General features: G+C 72.5%; 14 protein-coding genes. 10 read left to right on the top strand and 4 right to left on the bottom strand.

Going from position 1 to position 14,488, the window contains the following annotated elements; genetic code table 11:
• The first annotated feature begins 319 nt into the window (after nt 1-319).
• From ACQ5SO_RS01150 to ACQ5SO_RS01120, 7 genes are all read left to right on the top strand, one after another.
• Nucleotides 320-1,372 (top strand): MaoC family dehydratase, encoded by a 1,053-nt coding sequence (locus tag ACQ5SO_RS01150; RefSeq protein WP_430939719.1) that lies wholly within the window; start codon nt 320-322, stop codon nt 1,370-1,372.
• A 493-nt stretch (nt 1,373-1,865) separates the two neighbouring features.
• The gene (gene sdhC, locus ACQ5SO_RS01145) at nt 1,866-2,252 is read left to right on the top strand and encodes a succinate dehydrogenase, cytochrome b556 subunit (RefSeq protein ID WP_430939718.1); all 387 of its coding nucleotides are present in this window, start codon (nt 1,866-1,868) and stop codon (nt 2,250-2,252) included.
• A gap of 14 nt (nt 2,253-2,266) precedes the next feature.
• Nucleotides 2,267-2,647 (top strand): succinate dehydrogenase, hydrophobic membrane anchor protein, encoded by a 381-nt coding sequence (sdhD, locus tag ACQ5SO_RS01140; RefSeq protein ID WP_430939717.1) that lies wholly within the window; start codon nt 2,267-2,269, stop codon nt 2,645-2,647.
• Nucleotides 2,648-2,740: 93 nt separating this feature from the next.
• Complete coding sequence (gene sdhA / locus ACQ5SO_RS01135; protein WP_430939716.1) at nt 2,741-4,546, top strand: succinate dehydrogenase flavoprotein subunit; 1,806 nt, start codon at nt 2,741-2,743, stop codon at nt 4,544-4,546.
• A gap of 92 nt (nt 4,547-4,638) precedes the next feature.
• On the top strand, nt 4,639-5,418 hold the full coding sequence (locus ACQ5SO_RS01130) for a succinate dehydrogenase iron-sulfur subunit (RefSeq protein WP_430939715.1): 780 nt from the start codon (nt 4,639-4,641) through the stop codon (nt 5,416-5,418).
• 95 nt (nt 5,419-5,513) lie between these two features.
• Complete coding sequence (locus tag ACQ5SO_RS01125) at nt 5,514-5,993, top strand: hypothetical protein (protein ID WP_430939714.1); 480 nt, start codon at nt 5,514-5,516, stop codon at nt 5,991-5,993.
• Nucleotides 5,994-6,040: 47 nt separating this feature from the next.
• Complete coding sequence (locus ACQ5SO_RS01120; protein ID WP_430939713.1) at nt 6,041-6,367, top strand: YnfA family protein; 327 nt, start codon at nt 6,041-6,043, stop codon at nt 6,365-6,367.
• Between the two features lie 7 nt (nt 6,368-6,374).
• On the opposite strand, the gene ACQ5SO_RS01115 is transcribed toward ACQ5SO_RS01120, so the two are convergent.
• Complete coding sequence (locus ACQ5SO_RS01115; RefSeq protein WP_430939712.1) at nt 6,375-6,971, bottom strand: histidine phosphatase family protein; 597 nt, start codon at nt 6,969-6,971, stop codon at nt 6,375-6,377.
• A 473-nt stretch (nt 6,972-7,444) separates the two neighbouring features.
• On the opposite strand from ACQ5SO_RS01115, the gene ACQ5SO_RS01110 reads away from it, so the two are divergent.
• On the top strand, nt 7,445-8,620 hold the full coding sequence (locus ACQ5SO_RS01110; protein ID WP_430939711.1) for a dipeptidase: 1,176 nt from the start codon (nt 7,445-7,447) through the stop codon (nt 8,618-8,620).
• Between the two features lie 225 nt (nt 8,621-8,845).
• Here the strand turns inward: ACQ5SO_RS01110 and ACQ5SO_RS01105 are convergent, their stop codons facing one another.
• The 3 genes from ACQ5SO_RS01105 to zapE all read right to left on the bottom strand — a co-directional run bounded on the left by ACQ5SO_RS01105 (nt 8,846) and on the right by zapE (nt 12,323).
• Nucleotides 8,846-10,180, bottom strand: coding sequence for a DUF2254 family protein (locus tag ACQ5SO_RS01105; protein WP_430939710.1), 1,335 nt, complete (start codon nt 10,178-10,180; stop codon nt 8,846-8,848).
• Nucleotides 10,181-10,301: 121 nt separating this feature from the next.
• The gene (locus tag ACQ5SO_RS01100; protein WP_430939709.1) at nt 10,302-10,598 is read right to left on the bottom strand and encodes a DUF6804 family protein; all 297 of its coding nucleotides are present in this window, start codon (nt 10,596-10,598) and stop codon (nt 10,302-10,304) included.
• A 606-nt stretch (nt 10,599-11,204) separates the two neighbouring features.
• Nucleotides 11,205-12,323, bottom strand: a complete 1,119-nt coding sequence (gene zapE, locus ACQ5SO_RS01095; protein WP_430939708.1) for a cell division protein ZapE — start codon at nt 12,321-12,323, stop codon at nt 11,205-11,207.
• Between the two features lie 163 nt (nt 12,324-12,486).
• Here zapE and ACQ5SO_RS01090 point away from each other — a divergent pair, with 163 nt between their 5' ends.
• Together ACQ5SO_RS01090 and ACQ5SO_RS01085 are read left to right on the top strand one after the other, a co-directional pair.
• On the top strand, nt 12,487-13,035 hold the full coding sequence (locus ACQ5SO_RS01090) for a hypothetical protein (RefSeq protein ID WP_430939707.1): 549 nt from the start codon (nt 12,487-12,489) through the stop codon (nt 13,033-13,035).
• Nucleotides 13,036-13,044: 9 nt separating this feature from the next.
• The gene (locus tag ACQ5SO_RS01085; RefSeq protein WP_430939706.1) at nt 13,045-14,307 is read left to right on the top strand and encodes an MFS transporter; all 1,263 of its coding nucleotides are present in this window, start codon (nt 13,045-13,047) and stop codon (nt 14,305-14,307) included.
• The last annotated feature ends 181 nt before the right edge of the window (nt 14,308-14,488 follow it).

Raw genomic sequence — 14,488 nt, 5'->3', positions numbered from 1 at the left:
GGGGGGGGGGGGGGGGGGGGGTTTTGTTGGGGGGGGGGGGGGGGGGCCGGGGGGGGGGGGGGGGGGGGGGGGGGGGTCCCCCCCCCCCCCCCCCCCCCCACACCCCCCTCCATCCGCATTCGGGGCGCGGCGCTACCAGACCGACGCTTGCCCACCGCTGCGCCCGCCACGCGCCGAACGGCCGCCGCGCCGCGCGGGCGCCCGGCCCGCCGCGCGCGCCACGCCCGACGCGCGGCCCCCTGGTACATCCGGCCCCCTTGCACCCGCCGCAGCCGCGGCTATGGTGCGCCGCAAGATCGTTTCGCCAGAGGGCCCGCAGATGACGCAAGATTCCAAAGCCGCGAAAACCAACCCCGGCAATTTCTTCGAGGACTTCGCCATCGGCCAGGTCCTGACCCACGCCACCCCCCGCACCGTCACGGAAGGCGAGCGGGCGATGTACACCGCGCTCTATCCCGCGCGCTTCGCGCTGTGGTCGTCGGATGAATTCGCCCGCGCCTCCGGCCTGCCGCGCTCGCCCATGGAAGACCTCGTCGCCTTCCACATCGCCTTCGGCAAGACCGTCCCCGACGTGTCCCTCAACGCCGTCGCGAACCTCGGCTATGCCGAGCTGAAATGGCTCGCCCCCGTCTACCCGGGCGACACGATCTCCACCTCCTCCGAGGTGATCGGCCTCAAGCAGAACTCCAACGGCAAGACCGGCGTCGTCTATGTCCGCTCCACCGCCGTGAACCAGTCCGGGACCCCGGTCCTGTCCTGGGTCCGCTGGGTGATGGTCAAGAAGCGGAACGTCGACGCCCCGGCGCCCGAGACCGTCCTCCCCGAGCTCGCCAAGGTCGTCCCGGTCGAGGATCTGGTCATCCCCGAGGGCCTGACCTTCGAGAACTACGACTTCGCCGCCGCCGGCGAGCCGCATCGCTGGGGCGATTACGAGGTCGGCGAGCGCATCGACCATGTCGACGGCGTGACGGTGGAAGAGGCCGAGCACATGCTCGCCACCCGCCTGTGGCAGAACACCGCCAAGGTCCATTTCAACGCCCAGGTCCGCGGCGACGGCACCCGCCTGATCTATGGCGGCCACGTCATCTCCATGGCCCGGGCGCTCTCGTTCAACGGCCTCGCCAACGCGCAGATGATGGTGGCGATCAACGCCGGCAGCCACGTCGCCCCGTGCCTCTCGGGCGACACGATCTACGCCTGGTCCGAGGTGCTGGAGAAGGCCGACACGCCCGCCCCCGGCGTCGGCGCCATCCGCCTGCGCCTCGTCGCCGTGAAGGACGACCCGACCCCGAAGCCGCTGCGCGGCGAGGACGGCAAGTACACCCCGGGCGTGCTGCTCGACCTCGACTTCTGGGCGCTGATGCCGAAGTGACGCCGGCCCCCTCGGGGTCGAGGCGCCGGAAGGGGCGGGGGCCGCGTGGCCGCCGCCCCTTTTTCATGCGCCCGCCCGCGTCCCGCCCCCCGGCTAATCCCGAGTGATTCTGTTGGTGAAGCGCCGCTTCACCGCGCGATGTGATCACGGCCCGCAGAGTGTGATCACACGGGTCGGGGCGTGATCACAAAACACCCGGCGCAGCGCCCCGCGCTCCGCGCCGCGGTTCGCTTTTCCGCGGCCTGTCGCCGCTTTCACGCCCCCGGCGCTTGGGGCGCCCCCGCCCGCGATGCTATTGAACGGGCGCGCGGTCCGCGGGCGCAGACGCCCCGGGCCGCTGACCCGGCATGTCCCGGGACGCGTCGCCGGACAGGGAGATCCGGCGCCCCGCAGGCGCGACGGCCCACCCGCCGCGCCGCGACACGAAAGATTTGACCGCGCGGACGCCCCCGGCCCTGGGGACGCCCCCCGCGCCGACCGTCAGGGGAAGACCATGGCAGACGTCAACCGGGGCGATCGCCCCCTCTCACCGCACCTGCAGGTGTATCGCCCGCAGATCACCTCGGTCCTGTCGATCCTGCACCGCGCCACCGGCGTCGGCCTCGCCCTCGGCGCGATGCTGACCGCGTGGTGGATGCTCGCGCTCGCCTCGGGCCCCGAGTATTTCGCGGTCGCCGACGGGGTCATGACCTCGTTCATCGGCCACATCATCATGATGGGCTCGACCTGGGCGCTGGCCTACCACCTGTGCAACGGCATCCGTCACCTGTGGTGGGACATGGGCCTCGGCTTCAAGATGGACCAGGTCACCTTCTCCGGTCAGATCACGCTGGTCGCCTCGGGCGCCCTGACGCTGATGACCTGGATCATCGTCGCCTGAGCGGGAGAGACATCATGAGCTTCAAGACCCCCCGCGCCACCGTCACCGGCCTCGGCTCCGCCAAGGAAGGCGTGCATCACTGGTGGGCGCAGCGCGTCACCGCCGTGGCGCTCGTGCCGCTGACCGTGCTGTTCGTGTTCCCCTTCGGCCAGTCGCTCGGCGGCTCGTATGAAGAGGCGCTGGCGACCTACCAGAACCCGTTCCACGCGATCATCGCGGTGCTGTTCATCGCCGTCGCCTTCCGCCACATGGCCCTGGGCCTGCAGGTGGTGATCGAGGATTACGTGCACGCCCCGGCGATCCGCACGGCGTCCCTGCTCGCCAACACCCTGCTCTGCACCCTCTTCGCCGTCACCGGCGTGCTGGGCGTGGCCAAGGTCTTCTTCGGCGGCTGATCCCGCCGAAGCCGTCCCCCATGCATCCGCGGGCGCGGCGCGCGCGTAAACGGCGCAGCGCCCCCGCGGTCTGACCGAGAGAAGGAGCCGGACATGGCCTCTTACGATATCACCGATCACAAGTACGACGTGGTCGTCGTCGGCGCCGGCGGCGCCGGGCTGCGCGCCACGCTCGGCATGGCCGAACAGGGCCTGCGCACCGCCTGCATCACCAAGGTGTTCCCCACCCGCTCCCACACCGTGGCGGCGCAGGGCGGCATCGCGGCGTCGCTGTCCAACATGGGCCCCGACAACTGGCAGTGGCACATGTACGACACCGTGAAGGGGTCGGACTGGCTGGGCGACACCGACGCGATGGAATACCTCGCGCGGTCCGCCCCCGCCGCGGTCTATGAGCTCGAGCACTACGGCGTGCCGTTCTCGCGCACCGAGGAAGGCAAGATCTACCAGCGCCCCTTCGGCGGCCACACCACCGAGTTCGGCGAGGGCCCGCCCGTGCAGCGCACCTGCGCCGCGGCCGACCGCACCGGCCACGCCATCCTGCACACGCTCTATGGCCAGTCGCTGAAGAACAACGCCGAGTTCTACATCGAGTATTTCGCCATCGACCTGCTGATGTCCGATGACGGCGTCTGCCAGGGCGTGGTGTGCTGGAAGCTCGACGACGGCACCATCCACGTGTTCCACGCCAAGATGGTCGTGCTCGCCACCGGCGGCTACGGGCGCGCGTATTTCTCGGCCACCTCGGCCCATACCTGCACCGGCGACGGCGGCGGCATGGTCGCCCGCGCGGGCCTGCCGCTCCAGGACATGGAGTTCGTGCAGTTCCACCCGACCGGCATCTACGGCTCGGGCTGCCTGATCACCGAGGGCGCGCGCGGCGAGGGCGGGTACCTGACCAACTCCGAGGGCGAGCGGTTCATGGAGCGCTACGCGCCCACCTACAAGGACCTCGCGCCGCGCGACTACGTCTCCCGCTCCATGACCATGGAGATCCGCGAGGGCCGCGGCGTGGGCGAGGGCGGGGATCACATCCACCTGCACCTCAACCACCTGCCGCCCGAGCAGCTGGCCCTGCGCCTGCCCGGCATCTCCGAGTCCGCGAAGATCTTCGCGGGCGTGGACGTCACGAAAGAGCCGATCCCGGTTCTGCCGACCGTCCACTACAACATGGGCGGCATCCCCACCAACTACTGGGGCGAGGTCCTGAACCCGACCGAGGACGACCCGACCGCCGTGGTCCCCGGCCTGATGGCCGTGGGCGAGGCCGGCTGCGCCTCGGTGCACGGCGCCAACCGCCTCGGCTCCAACTCGCTGATCGACCTCGTGGTCTTCGGCCGCGCCGCCGCGATCCGCGCCGGCAAGGTGGTGGACCGCGACAGCGCCATCCCGACCGCGCCGCAGTCCGAGGTCGACAAGGCCATGGGCCGCTTCGACAAGGTCCGCTACGCCGACGGCGCGATCCCGACCGCCGAGCTGCGCCTCGAGATGCAGAAGACCATGCAAAGTGACGCGGCCGTCTTCCGCGCCTCGGACTCGCTGGCCGAGGGCGTGACCAAGATGACCGAGATCGCCGGCAAGCTGCCCGACATCAAGGTCACCGACCGCTCGCTGATCTGGAACTCGGACCTGATGGAAAGCCTCGAGCTGGGCAACCTGATGCCCAACGCGCTGGCCACCATCGTCGGCGCCGAGGCGCGCAAGGAATCCCGCGGCGCCCATGCGCACGAGGACTTCGCCGAGCGCGACGACGAGAACTGGCGCGTCCACACGGTCGCCCGCGTGGAAGGGAATGCCGTCGAGCTGACCTACCGCCCGGTGATCGAGGCCCCGCTGACCACCGAGGACGAGGGCGGCATCGCCCTCAAGAAGATCGCGCCCAAGGCCCGCACCTTCTGATCGGCCGAGGGGCGGCCCCGCGCCGCCCCCGCCTCTGACCGCAACGCGCCGCCGCCCGGATGGGCCAGGCGGCCCCGACAAGGAAACGAGACATGGCCGAGTTCAAGCTTCCCAAGAACTCCCGCATGACGGTCGGCAAGACCTGGCCGAAGCCGCAGGGCGCCTCCAACGTGCGCGCCTTCAAGATCTACCGCTACGATCCCGACAGCGGCCAGAACCCGCGCGTCGACACCTACTACCTTGATATGGACAAGTGCGGCCCGATGGTTCTGGACGCGCTGATCAAGATCAAGAACGAGATCGACCCGACGCTGACCTTCCGCCGGTCGTGCCGCGAGGGGATCTGCGGGTCCTGCGCGATGAACATCGACGGGATCAACACCCTCGCCTGCATCTACGGCCTGGACGAGATCGACGGCGACGTCGCCATCTACCCGCTGCCGCACATGCCGGTGGTCAAGGACCTCATCCCCGACCTGACGCATTTCTACGCCCAGCATGCCGCGATCATGCCCTGGCTGGAGACGCAGACCCAGGCCCCGGAGAAGGAGTGGCGCCAGTCCATCGAGGATCGCAAGAAACTCGACGGCCTGTATGAGTGCGTGATGTGCGCCTCCTGCTCCACCTCCTGCCCGTCCTACTGGTGGAACGGCGACCGCTACCTCGGCCCGGCCGCGCTGCTGCACGCCTATCGCTGGCTGATCGACAGCCGCGACGAGGCGACCCAGGAGCGTCTGGACTTCCTCGAGGATCCGTTCCGCCTGTATCGCTGCCACACCATCATGAACTGCGCGAAGACCTGCCCGAAGGGTCTGAACCCCGCCAAGGCGATCGCCGAGATCAAGAAGATGATGGTCGAGCGCGTGGTCTGATCCACGCCTTGCGCACGAAGACCGGAAGCGCCGCGCGAGGGATCGCGCGCCGCTTTCGTTTGCACCGCCCCGGCCCGGGCGGGCATCATCGCGTCATGACCCGGATCGCCCGCACATACGCCGCCCTGAAGCGCGGGATCGCCGCGCTCCGCCGCGGCCCGGCGATCTTCCGGCAAGAGGCGGAGGCGGGCGAGGCGCGCCGCTCCGCCCGCGCCATGGGCCCGCCGCCGCCGCCGCCCGCGCCCCCGCCGCGGCGCTCGGCGGCCGTGCGCTTCGCCGACCGGCAGGCCCGCGCCATGCCCTGGATCCTCGCCGTTGTGCTGATCGGCGGTCTGCTGGTGAACGGCGACGGCCGCATCCTCGAGGTCGCGCAGGAGGGCGAGGGCTGGATCGCGCGATTCCGGGTCCCGGGCGACCCCGATGGAGCCTGGCGCCCCGTCTCGGCCCTGCGGGCGCAGGCCTGGCTGGCGCTGCGCTGGACCGTGATCTCACTGGTCTCCGCGGGGGTGACCCTCACGCTGCTCGGCTATGCAGTCCGCGCCGTCCGCAAGGCCCGGGCGCGCAAGCGCCCCTGACCCGGCTCCGCCGCCCCCCCTTTCCCTTCCCTGACCCGAGGCCCGCCTTGCCCACCGCCCTTCTCTACCCCCTCGCCGCCGCGGCCGAGATCGCGGGCTGCTTCGCCGTCTGGGCCTGGCTGCGGATGGGGGCCTCGCCGCTCTGGCTGCTCCCCGGCATGGCCTCGCTCGCCGGTTTCGCCTGGCTGCTGACGATGGCGCCGAGCGATCACGCAGGCCGGGCCTATGCGGCCTATGGCGGGGTCTACATCGCCGCCTCGCTGGCCTGGCTGTGGCTGGCCGAGGGCCGCCGCCCCGATCCCTGGGACCTCGCCGGAGCGGCGCTGTGCCTCCTCGGCGCCGCCGTCATCCTCTGGGCGCCGCGCGGGGGCTGAGGCGGGCTCACCAGCCGGTTTCGACCGTCCCGATCACCTCGGGCGCGCCGTCCGCGGCGGGCCGGAACACCACCGCCTCGCCCGAGGACGGGAAGATGCCGGTCAGCGCGGTGATGTTCACCTGGTGGGTGACGAGGAGGAGCTTTTCGCCGTCTCCCATCGCCGCCAGCCGCGCCTTCAGCGCCGCGGTCTGCGCCGGGCCCTCGGCGCGGTTCCCGAAGAAGCTGTCGAGCGGCTGGAACCGCTCGGGCGCCCCGAGGCCGATCAGCTCGGCCGTCTCGCGGCAGCGGCACCAGCCCGAGGTGAGCACCGCGTCCGGCGCGAAGCCCGCCTCCCGCAGCGCCGCGCCGATCCGGGCCGCCTGCGCCCGCCCGCGGTCGTCGAGGTTCCGCTGGGTGCTGCAATCGCCGAGCGTGAACCCCGCCGGGTCCCCGGTTCCGGGGGCCAGCGCGTGGCGCAGCATCACCACCAGCGGCCCGGGGCCGGAGAGCGCGTCGCGCGCCGGCTCGGCCGCGCCGCGGCCCGGCGCCAGCAGCGAGAGCCCGGCGAGCAACAGAAGCAGCGCGGCGACCCGCGCCAGGGCGAAGGCGGTCTGTCGGAACATGCTCATGCGAAGGGAGATAGGAGACCGGCGCCCGCCGTCCACGCCCCCCTCGCCCAACGCGCCGCCGCGCCGGTCCGCATCCGAGCGCCTCCCTCGCCGCCGCCCTCCCCCCGCGCCCAAACGCGCCGCCGCCCGCCGCCCGCCGCGTGCGGGAGGGCCGGGTCCGGGTCCGGGGCCGGGTCAAGGATCGCGTAGGCGTGCCTGCACGCCGTGCAGCGGGCCTGTCCTTGACGCGGACCGGGGCCGACCAACCCTCGGACATGCAACCTGGGGGAGCCCCCCTCCCTCAGGCGCTTCCCGGCAGGGCTCCTCTCCCCACCCCACCGCACCGCCCCCGTCGCGGCCAGCCCCCGCCGCGACCAACCCCGCCGCCCCACACCCGACCTCGCGTCAGGATTGATCGCGCCCTCGCCTTGGGCGACCATCCCCGCCCCGGCGCCAGCGGCGCCAGCGATGCGGAAGGATTTCGCCCCATGCCCTCGTGGAAGAAGATCGGCCTCGGCGCCGTCCTCGTGCTCGGCGTCGCCGCCATCGGAGTCTTCACCGTCGCGCCGGGGATCGTCGAGGACGGCCAGAACCGGATGATCGCCCACGACCCCTGGCCCGTCTCGCCCGAAGCGAAGGCCCTGCACGCCCGCCTCGACATCGCCGACTGGCACGCCGATTCCCTGCTCTGGCATCGCGACCTGACCAAGCGGTCCTCGCGCGGCCATGTCGACCTGCCGCGGCTGACCGAGGGCAACGTGGCGGTGCAGGTCTTCACCGCCGTCACCAAGTCGCCCGCGGGGCTCAACTACGACCAGAACTCCGCCGAGACCTGGGACAACATCACCTCGCTGGCGCTGGTCCAGCGCTGGCCCTCGGCGACCTGGACCAGCCTCTACGCCCGCGCCATCCACCAGGCCGAGCGGCTGCACGGGTTCGAGGCCGCCGACCCCGCCGCCCTCGCCATCGTGCGCGACCGCGCCGGGCTCGAGGCCGTCCTCGCCCGCCGCGAAGCCGGGGAGGAGGTCACCGCCGGGATCCTCGGGATCGAGGGGATGCACGCGCTCGACGGCGATCTCGCCAATCTCGACGGGCTGTGGGACGCGGGCTACCGCACCTTCGGGCTGACGCATTTCTTCGACAACAAGCTCGGCGGGTCCCTGCATGGCGAGGCGAATGGCGGGCTGAGCGATTTCGGCCGCCAGGTGGTGCAGGCGGTGCTGGCCAAGGGCGGGATCATCGACGTCGCCCATGCCAGCCCGCGCATGGTCCGCGACGTGCTGGAGATGGGCGTGGCGCCGGTGATCCTGTCCCACGGGGGCGTCCACGTGCATTGCCCGCGCAAGCGCAACATCGACGACGCGCTGATGGTGATGATCGCCGAGACCGGCGGCGTGATCGGCATGGGCTACTGGGAGGAAGCGGCCTGCGGCGCCTCCCCGGCCGAGATCGTGGCGGCGATGGACGCCGCCATCGCGCTGATGGGCGAGGACCACGTCTCGCTCGGCTCGGATTATGACGGCGCGGTGGAGGTGGCGTTCGACACCTCCGAGCTCGCCGCCCTGACGCACGAGATGCTGGCCCTGGGCTGGAGCGAAGAGCGCATCGCCAAGGTGATGGGCGGCAACCAGATCCGCGTGCTGCGCGAGGCGCTGCCGCAGTAAGCCCGCCGCAGCAAGCGCGCCCTTCCGGGTCGGCGCCCGCCGCGCCCCGCGCGGCGCGGGCGGCCGAGCGGGGGCGTCATGCCCCCCGAGGTCGCCCGCCCCCGGCCAACCGTCGCCCCACGGGGGGATGCGGGCGCCCAGGGGGGACAAGCCCCCCGTTCGCGCCCGCAGGCGGCTGCGCCGCCGGGCGCCCGGATCAAACCGACGGTCCCCGCCGAACCGCGGTCAGGCATAGCCCCCGGGCCGCGCCGCGCCCGCATCCATCCGGTCCTCCATCCGCGCCGCGGCCCGCGCGGCGCGCTTCGCCAGCGCCTCTGCCGCGTCCAGCGCCGCCCAGTCGCCCTTCTCCCGCGCCACCCGCTCCAGGTCCGCGACCCGGTCCGCCAGCCGCTCCAGCGCCAGCGGCTGGCCCTCGGCGGCATGAAGCACCGGGCCGAACAGCCGCGGCGCCAGCCAGTCCGCCCCGCAGCCCGGGCTCGCCGCCCGGGCCATCTCGCCTTCCATCACCGCCCGCCGCGGCGCGCCCTTGCGCACCATCGCGCAGCAACCCTCGCCGATCCGGTCGATGCAGGACACCGCGGTGTAGGGATCGTTCATCGACGGCGAGAGCGCCCGCAGCGCCACCTCGGTCAGCGCGTCGCCCTCGAAATCCGGCATCCCCGTGCGCCGCCGCCGCTCGGTCAGGGTCAGCGCCCGGTCGGCCAGGTCCCCGGCCGCGCGCAGCCCCCGCTCGTCCCCGTCCGCCAGCCCGAGGACCAGCGCCACCGGGGCGCCGGGCAACACGAAGTCGTTCTCGCGCACCGTGACCGAGATCCGCAGGCCCTTCGCCTTCGCCTCTCCGGCCAGCCAGTCCAGCGCCACCGCCCCGACATAGCCCGCGCGGCGGGCCGACAGGACCCGCCCCTCCTGCTCGGCCAGCCGCGCCAGCGCCTGCGCGGCCTGCGCCTCGCCCGCCGGGGCGCAATCGGCGCAGCTGGTCTTCACCGCCGCCACGAAGGCCGCGCCCAGCCGCGCCACCGTCACGTCGGCCCGGATCGCATCCGACATCCGCGTCGCGAACACCGCCGTGGCGATCAGCGCCAGCGCGCCCAGCAGGCTCGCCAGCCCCGCCCCCGCCAGCGCCTCGCGCCCCGGGCGCTCCACCAGCCCCATGGCGATCAGCCCGGTGACCGAGGCGAAGAAGGCCGAGAGCGACAGCCCCAACAGCCCCTGCGTGGCGTTTGCCCTGAGCCAGTAGTCGATCACCCGCGGCCCCAGCTGCTGCGAGGTCAGCGTCAGCGCCACGAAGGCCAGCGAGAAGACGATGGAGACGAGGGTGATCATCCCCCCCGCCACGGTGGTCAGCACGTCGGCGGCGCGGTCCGGGTCGATGTCGCGCGCCAGGCCGTTGACCGCCTCGGACGGCTCGGACCAGCCGAGCGCGGCCAGCGCGGCCCCGAGATCGGCGCCGTAGACCAGGATGCCCACCACCCCGGCCTGCCCCACGGCGACCATGGCCAGCGGCACGAACCAGAAGCTCTCCAGCACGGCGTCGCGCCAGGAACGGATGCGTTGGATCATGGCGGGGGCTCCCGTCGTCGGAGGAAAGGCGGAGATGCGCGCCGCCGCGGGCCCGCCCCCGGTCAGCTAGCCCGGGCCGGGCCGGGGTCACGCCGCGGCCAGGCCGCCGCGCCGCCGCGGCTCAGCGCGTCGCGGCGAACAGAAGCAGCAGCGCGCCGATGATGTTGATCGGGTCCCACAGCGCCTGCCGCCCGAGATGGAGCGGGATCACCGGGTTGTAGATCACGGCGAGGCCGGCGAGCGCCCAGGCGAGGTTCCGCTCCCGCCGCCAGCGGTCGAAAGCGAGGAACCCGGCCGCCCCGCACACCGCGAGGCGCAGCAGCGCGTAGTAGGCGAAGGGCAGCTTGAGCGGCAGCAGCGGGATGAGCATCATCGCCGCGGGCACGATCACCCAGCGCCGGTTGGGCGCGATCCTCATGGCGGTCCCTTTCCTGTTCGGGCGCCGGCCCTGTCCGCTCCGGCCCTGTCCGCTCCGGCCCTGTCCGCTCGGGCCCTGTCCGCTTCGGCCCCGTCCGCTCCAGAGTCGTCCGCTCCGGTGGGGCCGGACCCCCGGGTCGGACCCTGCGGGCCAGCCTCCGCCGCCATCATGGCGCAGGGATGGCGGGCGCGGGAAGCGCCATCGACTCGCGCCCTGCGTGCAGACCGCGCGCGCCTCTCCCCGCCGCACCCCCGCCCGCCAGGCGCGGGAGGGCCCGGACCGGGTCAAGGATCGCCAAGCCGCAGGCGCGGGCGACCCGCGCAGCGGGCTTGTCCTTGACGCGGTCCGGGGCCGACCAACCCTCGGGATTGCGACCTGAGGGAAGTCCCCTCCCTCAGGCGCTTCTCAGCAGGGTCCCGACATCCGCCCCGATACGCCCGGCCCGCCATCCCGGGCGCCGCCGCGCCCCGCGCGGCGCGGGCGGCCGAGCGGGGGCTTCATGCCCCCCGAGGACGCCCGCCCCCACCTTGCGCAAGATCCGCCGCCTCAGGGGGCCATGCCCCCCATTCGCCGCCGGAGGGCCGCCTGCGGCGCCCCCTGCCCCGCTCAGCCCTCGTCCTGCGGCGGCCAGTCCTGGCCCTGCATTTCCTCGAGCCGGCTCGCCGTGCGCTCGAATTCGAAGCTGCCCGCGCCCTCGGTGTACAGCGTCTCCGGCGAGGCCTCGGCCGACACGTAAACCAGCCGCTTCGCCTCGTAGAGCGCGTCCACCAGGTGCACGAAGCGCGTCGCCTCGTTGTTGTTGGCGCGCGAGAGCCGCGGCACGCCCTCGATCAGCAGCGTGTGCGCCACCTCGGCCAGCTCGAGGTAATCGGCGGCGCCCAGCGGACGGCGGCAAAGCTCGTCGAACGTCGCGCGCACCGCCCGGCCCTGCAGCCGCGCCCGCGCGAAATCGACCTTGCGCCCCTTAACCGACAGCTCCAGCGGCTGGTCCGGCCCGGCGGCGCATTCCTCCCAGATCCGGTCCATCGCCGCATCCGTCTGCGGCCCCAGCGGCGCGAGATATCGCGGCTCCCCGCGCAGCCGGTCCTGCCGGTGATCCGCGGCGCCGTCGAGATGGTGCAGGTCCAGCTTCTCCTTCATCAGCGCGATGAAGGGCAGGAACAGCTCCCGGCTCAGCCCGTTCTTGTAGAGATCATCGGGATGCCGGTTCGAGGTGGTCACCACCACCACCCCCCGCCGGAACAGCGCCTCGAACAGCCGCCCCACGATCATCGCGTCGGCGATGTCGGTGATCTGCATCTCGTCGAAACACAGCAGCGTGGCCGAGGCCGCCGTCTTCTCCGCCGCCTCGGCGATCGGGTCCTCCACGTTGCGCTTGCGCGCATCGCCGATCAGGGCGTGGATCTCCTGCATGAAGGCGTGGAAATGCACCCGCCGCGTGGGGCTGACCGGCGAGGTCTCGGCGAAGAGGTCCATCAGCATGGATTTCCCGCGCCCCACCCCGCCATAGATATAAAGCCCGCCGATCTCGGCCACGTCGTGCCTGGGCTCCCGCCCCCAGCCGAACCAGCCGCGCGAGTGCTTCTTGGGCGTCTTCGGCTCATACCCCTTCAGCCGCTCATGCAGCATCTGGAGCTTCTCCATCCCGAGATTCTGCGCCGGGTCCGGGTTCAGCGCGCCGTCTTTCACAAGGGCGCGGTAGCGGGCCATGGGCGTCTGGGTCATCGGGATCTCCTGCGTCCGGGCGCGCCGCGGGGGCGGGGCGACGGCCCATTCATAAGGCATGATGATAGTTCCGCCGACTTATCTTGTTTTGACAAGCCGCGCACGCGGCGCGAATTTGCACCCTTTCCGCCGCGGCGCAACACATCCCGACCCGAGGCCCCCGATGCAAGACCCCAAGTGGCAGATCCACGGCTACGCCATCGTGTGCGAGGACGGCTGCATCGCCGACGCCTCGGGCGCGCTTCCCAGGGCGCTGATGAACGACGCCGACTGGGCCTATTTCCAGGCCGAGCTCGACCGCGCCGACATCACCATCCTCGGGCGCACCAGCCACGAGGCGACGCCCAACCTGAAGCGCCGCCGCCGGGTGGTGATGACCCGCGCCGCCGCGGGGCTTGACCAGGCGGAGGAGTTGGTTCTTTTTTGGAACCCTGAAATCGTGCCCATCGACGCGATGCTGATGCGGCTGCTCCCCGAGGGCGGGCGCGTCGCGATCCCGGGCGGATCGGCCCCGTTCGGGCTGTTCCTGCCCCGCTTCGACGGGTTCCACCTGTCGCGCAAGGCCGGGATCCGCCTGTCGGGCGGCACGCAGCTGTTCCCCACCGCGGCGCCGACGCCCGAAGCCGCGCTGTCCCTGGCCGGGATGACCCCCGGCGAGGTGCAGGACATCGACCCCGAGGACGGCGTCACGCTCACCGTCTGGACCCGCTGAGGACCCGCCATGACCACCGCCATCTCTCCCGCTCCCGCCCCGCGCTCCGCGCTGCTCTCGCCCGTGCTGCTGGCGGGCTGCGCCATCATCCTGATTTCCTTCGCCATCCGCGCCGCCTTCGGGCTGTTCCAGATCCCGATGGCGGAAAGCTTCGGCTGGCTGCGGGCGGAATTCTCGCTCGCCATCGCGATCCAGAACCTCGCCTGGGGGTTCGGGCAGCCGCTCTTCGCCATGATCGCCGAGCGGTGGGGCGAGCGGCGGGCGCTGGCGCTGGGCGCGGTGACCTACGCGGTGGGCCTTGCGCTCTCCTCGCAGGCGGTGACGCCCGAGGGGCACCAGCTGCTCAACGTGCTGATCGGCTTCGGCATCGCGGGGACCGGCTTCGGCGTGATCCTGGCGATGGTCGGGCGCGCGACGCCGGAATCGCACCGCTCCATGGCGCTCGGCATCGCCACGGCGGCGGGGTCGGCGGGCCAGGTGGTCGGGCCGCCGGTGGTGGAGCGGCTGCTCGCCTCGGGCGGCATCGACTTCACCTTCCTGGCGCTGGCGGGGATCGCGCTGACGGTTCTGCTGCTGCTGCCGCTGCTGCGCGCGCCCCAGGCCCCGGCGGGAACGGGGGCCGAGGCGTCCTTCGCGCAGGTCATGGGCGGGGCGCTGCGCGATCCGTCCTACACGCTGATCTTCCTCGGCTTCTTCTCCTGCGGCTATCAGCTGGGCTTCATCACCGCGCATTTCCCCGCCTTCGTGGCCGAGGTCTGCGGGCCGATCGACCCGGCGGGGCTGCTGGCCGGGCTGGGGCTGAGCAGCACCGTGCAGCTCGGCGCCTGGGCCATCGCGCTGATCGGGCTGGCCAACATCGTCGGCACCCTGGTCGCCGGGGCGCTGGGATCGCGGCTGAGCCGCAAGTACCTGCTCTCGGCCATCTATGTCGGGCGCGCGGCGGCCTCGGCGCTGTTCATCTGGGCGCCGATGACGCCGACCACGGTGCTGCTGTTCTCGGTCGCCATGGGCGCGCTGTGGCTGGCGACGGTGCCGCTGACCGCGGGGCTGGTGGGGCATATCTGGGGGATGCGCTACATGGGCACGCTCTACGGCATCGTGTTCCTGTCGCACCAGCTGGGCAGCTTCGCGGGCGTGTGGCTCGGCGGCGCGCTCTATGACGTCTACGGCACCTATGACGCGGTGTGGTGGATCGGCGTCGGGATCGGGCTGTTCTCGGCCGTCGTCCACCTGCCGGTGAACGAGCGCAGCCGGGCGGTCCTGGCCGCCTGAGCCGCGCGCGCGGCGATCCTGCGATCCTTGCCGAGGGCGGCGCCGAAAGGCGCCGCCCTTCGCCTGTCGGGGGGCGCGGCGCCCCGGGGGCCGGGTTGCAGCCGCGCAACAGCGGCGCGCGGCCATGGCAGGGCGGCGCGCGCGGATGGTTGACTGTTTCAGTCGGATAAGGATAAGGCAC

It is taken from the genome of Rhodovulum sp. DZ06, assembly GCF_050586345.1.
Classification (GTDB): Bacteria; Pseudomonadota; Alphaproteobacteria; order Rhodobacterales; family Rhodobacteraceae; genus JBOCEF01.
The sequence above is the reverse complement of the archived record's forward strand: the minus strand, read 5'-3'. Positions and strand labels throughout refer to the sequence as shown.